The following is a 7767-nucleotide window of genomic DNA, read 5'->3' as shown; positions in this document are numbered from 1 at the left end:
AGTTGAGGTTCGGCAGTCGGGATCCGGGCGCTTCTCAGGGAGCAGATGGGGAGGTCTACCCGCGGCTGAACCGGCCAACCTGCGCACCCACCCGCGCCTGCAGGTGATTCAACCGCGACGTCGCATGCAGCCGGGCCGCACGCGCAGCCTTGGGCCAGCCGCGTTCGGCGCACCGCTGCGCCTCCTCCGCGAAGAAGCGGTTCTCCTCGTCGAAGCGTCGTCCGTCGATGGCCTGCACCGAGCTCACCGATGCGCTGTGGCGGCGATAGGAGAAGACGACATCGGGGTCGTAGACGAGTGAGCCGTCGGCGGCGGCGAGGTCGACGAGGAGCGCGAGGTCGAGGACGATCTCCAACCCCGGCCGGAATCCCACCTCGCGTACCGGGGCGGTCCGCCACAGCAACGACGGGAAGTAGGTCCAGTTGCCGTGGTAGAGGCTGGTCGCGAGGCGTTCACCGGACAGCACGGTCGCGCGGGACGGCGCCAGCACGTTCTTCATGCGGTCCCCCAGCGGACGCACCGTCCGGCCGTTCTCGTCGATGACGTCGACGCCGGGCGCGATGACCGCGGCCTCCGGGTGGTGCTCGGTCAGACTGCGGACCGTAGCCAGGTAGTCGGCGTGCATCACGTCGTCGCAGCCCATGACGACGAACCAATCTGCGGTCACCAGCTCGACGCACCTACGGAAGTTGCCGTTGACGCCGAGATTGGTCTTGTTGCGCACGTAGCGGACGCGCGCGTCGTTCAGCGAGCTGAGCCATTCGCGGGGTGTGGGGTCGGGATAGCAGTCGTCGACCACCACGAGCCGCAGATCCGGGTCACTCTGATCGAGGACGCTGGTCACCGCCTCGCGGAACTGCGCGACGTCGCCATAGAAGGGCATCATCACGTCGATCGGCACCCGACAAGACTAGCCGGGCGTGCCGGGCGATGAGCGCTGCGACCGGCCGAGATAGGGTTGTTCACCATGGCCGAACCCATCACCAATGCCGACGTGTGGCTGGTGGTACCCGTCTTCAACGAGGGTCAGGTGATCCGGGAAGTCGCGGCCAAGGCACGCGAGACCTTCCCCAACATCGTCTGCGTCGACGACGGCTCGTCGGACAACTCGGCCGAGGAGATCAAGGCGGCCGGCGTCCACCTGGTGCGTCATCCGGTGAACCTGGGGCAGGGCGCCGCGATCCAGACCGGCGTCGAATACGCGCGCAAGCAGCCCGGTGCCCGCTTCTTCGTCACCTTCGACGCCGACGGCCAGCATCAGGTCGACGACGTGTCGGCGATGGTCGCCCGCCTGCGCACCGAACCGGTCGACATCATCGTCGGCACCCGCTTCGCCGAGGGACGCAGCGAGTCCGTCCCACTGTTGCGTCGGATGGCATTGCGCACCATCGTCTTCCTGAGCCCGCGCACGCGCCGGCTCGGATTGTCCGACGCGCACAACGGACTTCGCGTCTTCAACAAGAAGGTCGCCGACGATCTCGACCTCCTCATGAGCGGCATGAGTCATGCGTCGGAGTTCATCGCGCTCATCGACCACCACAACTGGCGGGTCGCCGAGCAGCCGGTGACGATCCTCTACACCGAATACTCACGCGCGAAAGGACAGTCGCTGATCAACGGGGTCAACATCGTCGCCGACGGCCTGTTCCACACCCGGATGAGGAAGTGAGGACTCCATGATCTGGTTCCAGATCCTCGCGATCATCGGACTGCTCGCACTCGTCGGATTCTTCGTCGTCAACCGCGGTACGGCTCGCTCCTCGGCCGGGGTGAAGATCCTGTTCGTCGCCTTCGTGGGCTTCGGTCTCTACGCGATGCTGCGCCAGGACGACGTCACCTGGGTCGCCAACAAGATCGGCATCCAACGCGGCCTCGACCTCGTGCTGTTCCTGCTGGTCATCGCGTTCGCGTTCACCACGGTGTCGACGTACCTCCGGTTCCGCGATCTCGAGGTGAAGTACGCCCGCCTCGCCCGCGCCATCGCGTTGCAGAACGCCGAGAAGCCGGAGAACCGCCCCCCTGCTGCCTGAGGTGCGAGGAGCGCCAGCGACGAGCCACGAGGCCTGGTGAGGCGGCGTCGGCAGCCCTTCGTGGCTCGCTGCGCGCGCACCTCAGAAAGCAGGGATCACTCCGCGGCGAGCCCCTGAAGGAACGCCATCACGTCGTCGTGGTCCGGCAGCAGCCCGGCCTCGCGCGCCTCGGCGAGACCGGGTGCAGCGGTGTCCTTCTCGGACAGTTCGTATTCCAGCGGCGATCCGTCGCGGGCCTGCGTCGGCCATTCGATGCCGAGCTCGGGGTCGAGCGGGTTGATGCCGTGCTCACCCGACGGGTTGTAACCGGTGGAGCAGAGGTAGGTGACGGTCGAGTTGTCGGCCAGCGCACAGAAGGCGTGGCCCAGCCCCTCCGACAGGTAGACCGCACGACGGTCGACGTCGTCGAGCAGGACGGTGTCATAGGTGCCGAAGGTCGGGGACCCGACACGGATGTCGACGATGACGTCGAGGATGGCGCCCGTTGCACAGGTGACGTACTTCGCCTGCCCCGGAGGCACATCGGCGAAGTGCACACCCCGCAGTACACCCGCCGCGGACACCGAGAGGTTGACCTGGGCGAGGTCGAAGCGGTGGCCGATCACCTCCGCGAGCAGGTCACCTTTGAACGCCTCGGCGAACAGGCCGCGTGCGTCGCCATGCTGAACCGGCGTGAGTTCCCACGCGCCGTCGATCGTGAGGGGTCGCACCTTCATGGATGAGCCTTTCGCGTCGGATGTGTGCTCAAAACCCCTTGCCTCGCTGGAGGAGTTCGAGCAGGTAGTCACCGTAGCCGGACTTGCGCAGCTTCTCCGCGCGGGACCGCAGCCCGTCGTCGTCGAGGAATCCGCGACGCCACGCGATCTCCTCCGGCACAGCGATCTTGAGGCCTTGGCGTTGTTCGACGGTGCGGACGAAGTTGCCTGCGTCGAGGAGGCTGTCGAAGGTTCCGGTGTCGAGCCAGGCCGTGCCGCGAGGAAGGACAGTGACCGACAGTTTTCCGCGTTCGAGGTAGTGGGCGTTGATGTCGGTGATCTCGTATTCGCCGCGCGCACTGGGCTTGAGGCCGCGGGCGATCTCGACCACGTCGTTGTCGTAGAAGTACAGGCCGGGCACCGCGAAGTTCGACCTCGGTTGTGTCGGCTTTTCTTCCAGCGAGATCGCGGTCCCGTCGGCGTCGAAGTCGACGACACCGTAGGCCTCCGGATTCGACACCCAGTACGCGAAGACCGCACCGCCGTCGACGTTCTCGAAGCCCTGCAGCTGGCTGCCGAGGCCGGGGCCGTAGAAGATGTTGTCGCCCAAGACGAGTGCGACCGACTCGTCGCCGATGTGGTCGGCGCCGAGCGTAAATGCCTGGGCAAGGCCGTCGGGCGAGGGTTGGGTCTTGTAGGTGAGGTTGATGCCGAACTGGTCACCGGTGCCGAGCAACGCCTGGAAGGCCGGGGCGTCGTGCGGGGTGGTGATGATCAGGATGTCGCGGATGCCGGCGAGCATCAGCGTCGAGAGTGGGTAGTAGATCATCGGCTTGTCGTAGACCGGCACGAGCTGCTTGCTCACACCCTGCGTGATCGGGTGCAGGCGCGTGCCCGTGCCACCGGCCAGAATGATCCCTCGCATGCGCCTCAGCCTAGTGCCCGACGATCCGGCTCACCGAGTGCACACCCGCCGCCTCGGTAGAGTGACGTCCACGAATGCCTCAGGCGGAAGGAACGACGTGCGTGTTCTCGTGACCGGTGGTGCCGGTTTCATCGGCGCCAACTTCGTGCTGCGCACCCTGGCCACGCGCTCCGACGTGACGATCCGGGTGCTGGACAAACTCACCTACGCCGCCAACCCCGAGACCCTGGCCCCCGTCGCCGACCGCGTCGAACTCATTCAGGGCGACATCGCCGACGCCGCGCTGGTCCACCGACTGGTCGGTGAGAGCGATCTGGTGGTGCACTTCGCCGCCGAATCCCACAACGACAACTCCCTGGCCGACCCGTCGGCGTTCGTGCAGACCAACCTGGTCGGCACCTACACGCTGCTCGAAGCCGTGCGTGCCCATCAGGTGCGCTACCACCACATCAGCACCGACGAGGTCTACGGCGACCTCGACCTCGACGACCCCGCCCGCTTCACCGAGCACACCGCCTACAACCCGTCGAGCCCCTACTCCTCGACCAAAGCCGGCTCCGACCTGCTGGTGCGCGCCTGGGTGCGGTCCTTCGGCGTCGCCGCGACCATCTCGAACTGCTCGAACAACTACGGCCCCTACCAGCACATCGAGAAGTTCATCCCCCGCCAGATCACCAACGTCCTGTCCGGGGTGCGCCCCAAGCTCTACGGCGACGGCCGCAACGTGCGCGACTGGATCCACGTCGACGACCACAACGACGCCGTGTGGACCATCATCGACAAAGGTCAGATCGGCGAAACCTATCTGATCGGCGCCGACGGCGAGGTCGACAACCGCACCGTCGTGGAGTCCATCCTCGAGCTCCTGGGTCAGCCGAAGGACGCGTTCGACTTCGTCACCGACCGACCCGGCCACGACCGCCGCTACGCCATCGACTCCACCCGCCTACGCACCGAACTCGGCTGGACCCCCAACTATGTCGACTTCCGCGCCGGCCTGGCCGCGACCATCGACTGGTACCGCGACAACACCAACTGGTGGCAACCCGCCAAGGACGCCGTCGAACAGAAGTATGCCGCCACCGAACGGGTGACGGGCTAGCCGGCACGTTTGGCGTTCTCCCAGGTCCGCCGCCTACGGTGGTCACATGCGCGTACTCGTCAGCGGCGGCGCGGGCTACATCGGCTCGCACACCGTGATCCAGCTGGTCTCCGCCGGTCATGACGTCGTCATCGTCGACGACTTCAGCAACGCCAAACCCACCGTGGTGGGTCGGCTCGAGGCGTTGAGCGGCCGTTCCATCCCGGTGCACGCCTTTGACCTCGCCGACGTCGACAAGACCGAGCACTTCTTCGCCCACGAGGACGTCGACGCCGTCATCCACTTCGCCGGGTACAAGGCGGTCGGCGAGTCGGTGGCCAAGCCGCTGGACTACTACCAGAACAACCTCGGCACAACGTTCTCGTTGTTGCGGGCGATGGGACGCCACGACGTGCACACGCTGGTGTTCTCGTCGTCGGCGACCGTCTACGGCGCCGACCCGGAACTGCCGATGACCGAGGACCTCCCGACGTCGGCCACCAACCCGTACGGCTGGACGAAGGTGATGATCGAGCAGGTGCTGCGCGACGTCGCGGCAAGTTCCGACGCCTGGCGGATCGCCGCGCTGCGCTACTTCAACCCGGTGGGCGCGCACCCGAGCGGTCAGATCGGCGAGGACCCGTCGGGTATCCCGAACAACCTCATGCCGTTCGTCGCGCAGGTCGCAGTGGGCCGGCGCGAGAAGTTGTCGGTCTTCGGCGACGACTACGACACCCCCGACGGCACCGGCGTCCGCGACTACATCCACGTCGACGATCTCGCCGCCGGGCACGTTGCCGCACTCGACCGCATCAGCACCGGCGACACCGGCATGTCGACGTGGAACCTCGGCACGGGGCAGGGCGTCTCGGTCCTCGAGGTCGTCCACGCCTTCGAGAAGGCCAGCGGCAAGCCGATTCCGTACGAGATCGCACCCCGCCGGCCCGGTGACATCGCCGCGTCGTACGCCGACCCCACTCGCGCGAACGCCGACCTGAACTGGCACGCCACCAAGACGATTGACGACATGTGCGTCGACACGTGGCGCTGGCAGTCGGAGAACCCGACCGGTTACCCCGACGCCTGACCCGTCACCGGGTGGCGTACGGATCGTCGGGATCGACGATCTCGTCGGTGGCCCAACCGATGTAGCGCCGGGCGGACGATTCGACGACCTCGTGCGCATTCTCGTCGACGACGACGCCGAAAGCGTCGTACAACCGGTCGAAGGACAGTGCCGTGACCCGGTCGACGATCTGGCGAACGAGCCTGGGCGACAACGGGATCATGTTCGGGTAGCTCCGCATGAACGTCACCATGCCCGGTTGCGCGACACCTTTGATGGTGTCGCCGGTCAGCAGCGCTCCCCGACCGTCCGCGGCGTGCGGCAGGTGCAGCACCGCGCTGCCCGGAAAGTGCCCGCCGCACTGAACGAGTCGAACATCGCCGAGAATCTTTGCCTCACCCGACCAGAATTTCACGACCGGATCAGGCCTGGTCAGCCACCGACGATCGACGTCGTTGTAGAAGACCGGGACCTTGCCGAAACGGTGGCTGATGGACACACTGGCTCCGTAGAGGTGCGGGTGACTGGCGGCGACTGCCTGGACACCGCCGTGTCGGTCCAACCAGTCCACGAGGGCCGGGCCGATGAAACCTGGTGGTTCCCAGAGGATGTTGCCCTCCGGGGTGGTCACCAGGAATCCCTGCTGACCGATACCGACCGACGGCCTCAGCGACAGCCGGACGAGGCCCGGCTCCACCTCTGCGACGTCGAGCGCATTATCGGCGTTTTCATCGAGTCGGGTCCACTGCTGCCCGCTCGTCGGCACCCATTGCCGGTCGTCGTCACAGATCGGGCAGACCTCGGGGAGGTCCGCGTCGGGGGCGAACTCGTTTGCGCAGAAAACACACATCCACGGCTGCATGCTTCGACGCTAACCCCCGTCATTGTCATCGGGCGCGGGTTTGGGCCGGATATGGCCCGTCGGATCGAGGCGAACCCGCACTCTACCAGTACCTACCGACATAATTCCTCGACGAGCTCTTCGCCGACAATCGTTGCGGTGCTTGGGTTTCGGGCGTACTGTCGAACGTACATTCGAACTACTGGTTAGGGGGTGACCGTCATGTCCGACACATCGCTGGGCGATCCGACCGCCCCTGAACCGTCCGGCGCCGTCGCTGTCATCGACCAGATCCACTCCCTCATCGACGAGCTGCAGACGATGAACCTCGCCGGGTGCGCGCACGACGAACTCGTCGATGTCGCCGCCGAAACCGAACGGGCAATCGCGCGAATGACTTTCGCCGGCGACCGACAGATCGTCGAGATCGCCGACCGCGACCTCCCCCACAAAACCGGCCACCGCAGCATCACCGCGTTCATGACCCACCGCCTACGCGTGGCCGACCCCATGCGCCGCACCAAACAACGCCACGCAACCGCCACCCACCTCAGCCACACCGGCGAACCACTCGAACCCGAACACCCCGCCCTGGCAGAAGCATTGGCCGACGGCCACGTCAGCACCTCCCACGTCCGGGCAGTACTCGACGTCCTCGACCAGATCCCCCACGCCGTCCACCACGACATCAAAGTCGCCGCCGAACGACAGATGGCCGAGATCGCGGTTGATCACACCCCCGCCGACATCGCTGCCCTCGGTGCACGCCTGCTGGCTCATCTCGACCCCGACGGCACACTCGCCGACGACACCGACCGCACACGTCGCCGCAACCTGAGCATCCACCGCCAACGCGCCGACGGCACCGCCAAAATGACCGCCAACCTCACCCCCGAACTCCTCGCCCGGATCACGATGCTGCTCGCCGTGTGGGCCAAACCGGGCATGAACAACCCCGACGACCCCGACTCCCCACACGGATCGATCGACGACGCCGACCCCGACGCGGTGGCTGCTGCGGCCGAGCGTGATGCCCGCACCCCGGCCCAGCTCAATCACGACGCCGTCAACGCACTGCTCAAAGCGGTCTTCGACGACGGCCTCCTGGGTAAGAGTCACCGCGGGTTGC

At 66.4% G+C, this 7767-nt stretch carries 9 protein-coding genes; 5 read left to right on the top strand and 4 right to left on the bottom strand.

Annotated elements, in window-relative coordinates; translation table 11 throughout:
• Window positions 1-55: 55 nt before the first annotated feature.
• A complete protein-coding gene (locus OK17_RS21850; RefSeq protein ID WP_461418741.1) occupies window positions 56-901 on the bottom strand; it encodes a glycosyltransferase family 2 protein in 846 nt (281 codons plus the stop codon).
• A 66-nt stretch (window positions 902-967) separates the two neighbouring features.
• On the opposite strand from OK17_RS21850, the gene OK17_RS21845 reads away from it, so the two are divergent.
• Entirely contained in the window at window positions 968-1669 is a 702-nt protein-coding gene (locus tag OK17_RS21845; RefSeq protein ID WP_006866678.1) for a glycosyltransferase family 2 protein, read from the top strand.
• Between the two features lie 7 nt (window positions 1670-1676).
• On the top strand, window positions 1677-2030 hold the full coding sequence (locus tag OK17_RS21840; RefSeq protein ID WP_006866677.1) for a DUF2304 domain-containing protein: 354 nt from the start codon (window positions 1677-1679) through the stop codon (window positions 2028-2030).
• A 95-nt stretch (window positions 2031-2125) separates the two neighbouring features.
• On the opposite strand, the gene OK17_RS21835 is transcribed toward OK17_RS21840, so the two are convergent.
• Together OK17_RS21835 and rfbA are read right to left on the bottom strand one after the other, a co-directional pair.
• Window positions 2126-2746 carry a dTDP-4-dehydrorhamnose 3,5-epimerase family protein gene (locus OK17_RS21835; RefSeq protein WP_461418740.1) on the bottom strand — a complete coding sequence of 207 codons (621 nt, stop codon included), beginning with the start codon at window positions 2744-2746 and terminating at the stop codon, window positions 2126-2128.
• A gap of 28 nt (window positions 2747-2774) precedes the next feature.
• On the bottom strand, window positions 2775-3650 hold the full coding sequence (gene rfbA, locus OK17_RS21830; protein ID WP_461418739.1) for a glucose-1-phosphate thymidylyltransferase RfbA: 876 nt from the start codon (window positions 3648-3650) through the stop codon (window positions 2775-2777).
• A 97-nt stretch (window positions 3651-3747) separates the two neighbouring features.
• Between rfbA and rfbB the strand changes: the two genes are divergently transcribed.
• Both rfbB and galE read left to right on the top strand, forming a co-directional pair.
• Window positions 3748-4752 carry a dTDP-glucose 4,6-dehydratase gene (gene rfbB / locus OK17_RS21825; protein WP_461418738.1) on the top strand — a complete coding sequence of 335 codons (1005 nt, stop codon included), beginning with the start codon at window positions 3748-3750 and terminating at the stop codon, window positions 4750-4752.
• Between the two features lie 46 nt (window positions 4753-4798).
• A complete protein-coding gene (gene galE, locus OK17_RS21820) occupies window positions 4799-5818 on the top strand; it encodes a UDP-glucose 4-epimerase GalE (protein ID WP_461418737.1) in 1020 nt (339 codons plus the stop codon).
• A gap of 4 nt (window positions 5819-5822) precedes the next feature.
• On the opposite strand, the gene OK17_RS21815 is transcribed toward galE, so the two are convergent.
• Window positions 5823-6659, bottom strand: a complete 837-nt coding sequence (locus OK17_RS21815; protein WP_461418736.1) for an MBL fold metallo-hydrolase — start codon at window positions 6657-6659, stop codon at window positions 5823-5825.
• 201 nt (window positions 6660-6860) lie between these two features.
• On the opposite strand from OK17_RS21815, the gene OK17_RS21810 reads away from it, so the two are divergent.
• Window positions 6861-7767 (top strand): DUF222 domain-containing protein (locus OK17_RS21810; RefSeq protein WP_461418735.1); only part of this gene is annotated, 907 nt, incomplete at its 3' end.

The sequence above is a fragment of the Gordonia sp. GN26 genome (genome assembly GCF_054823965.1).
This window is presented reverse-complemented; position numbering and strand designations above follow the sequence as displayed.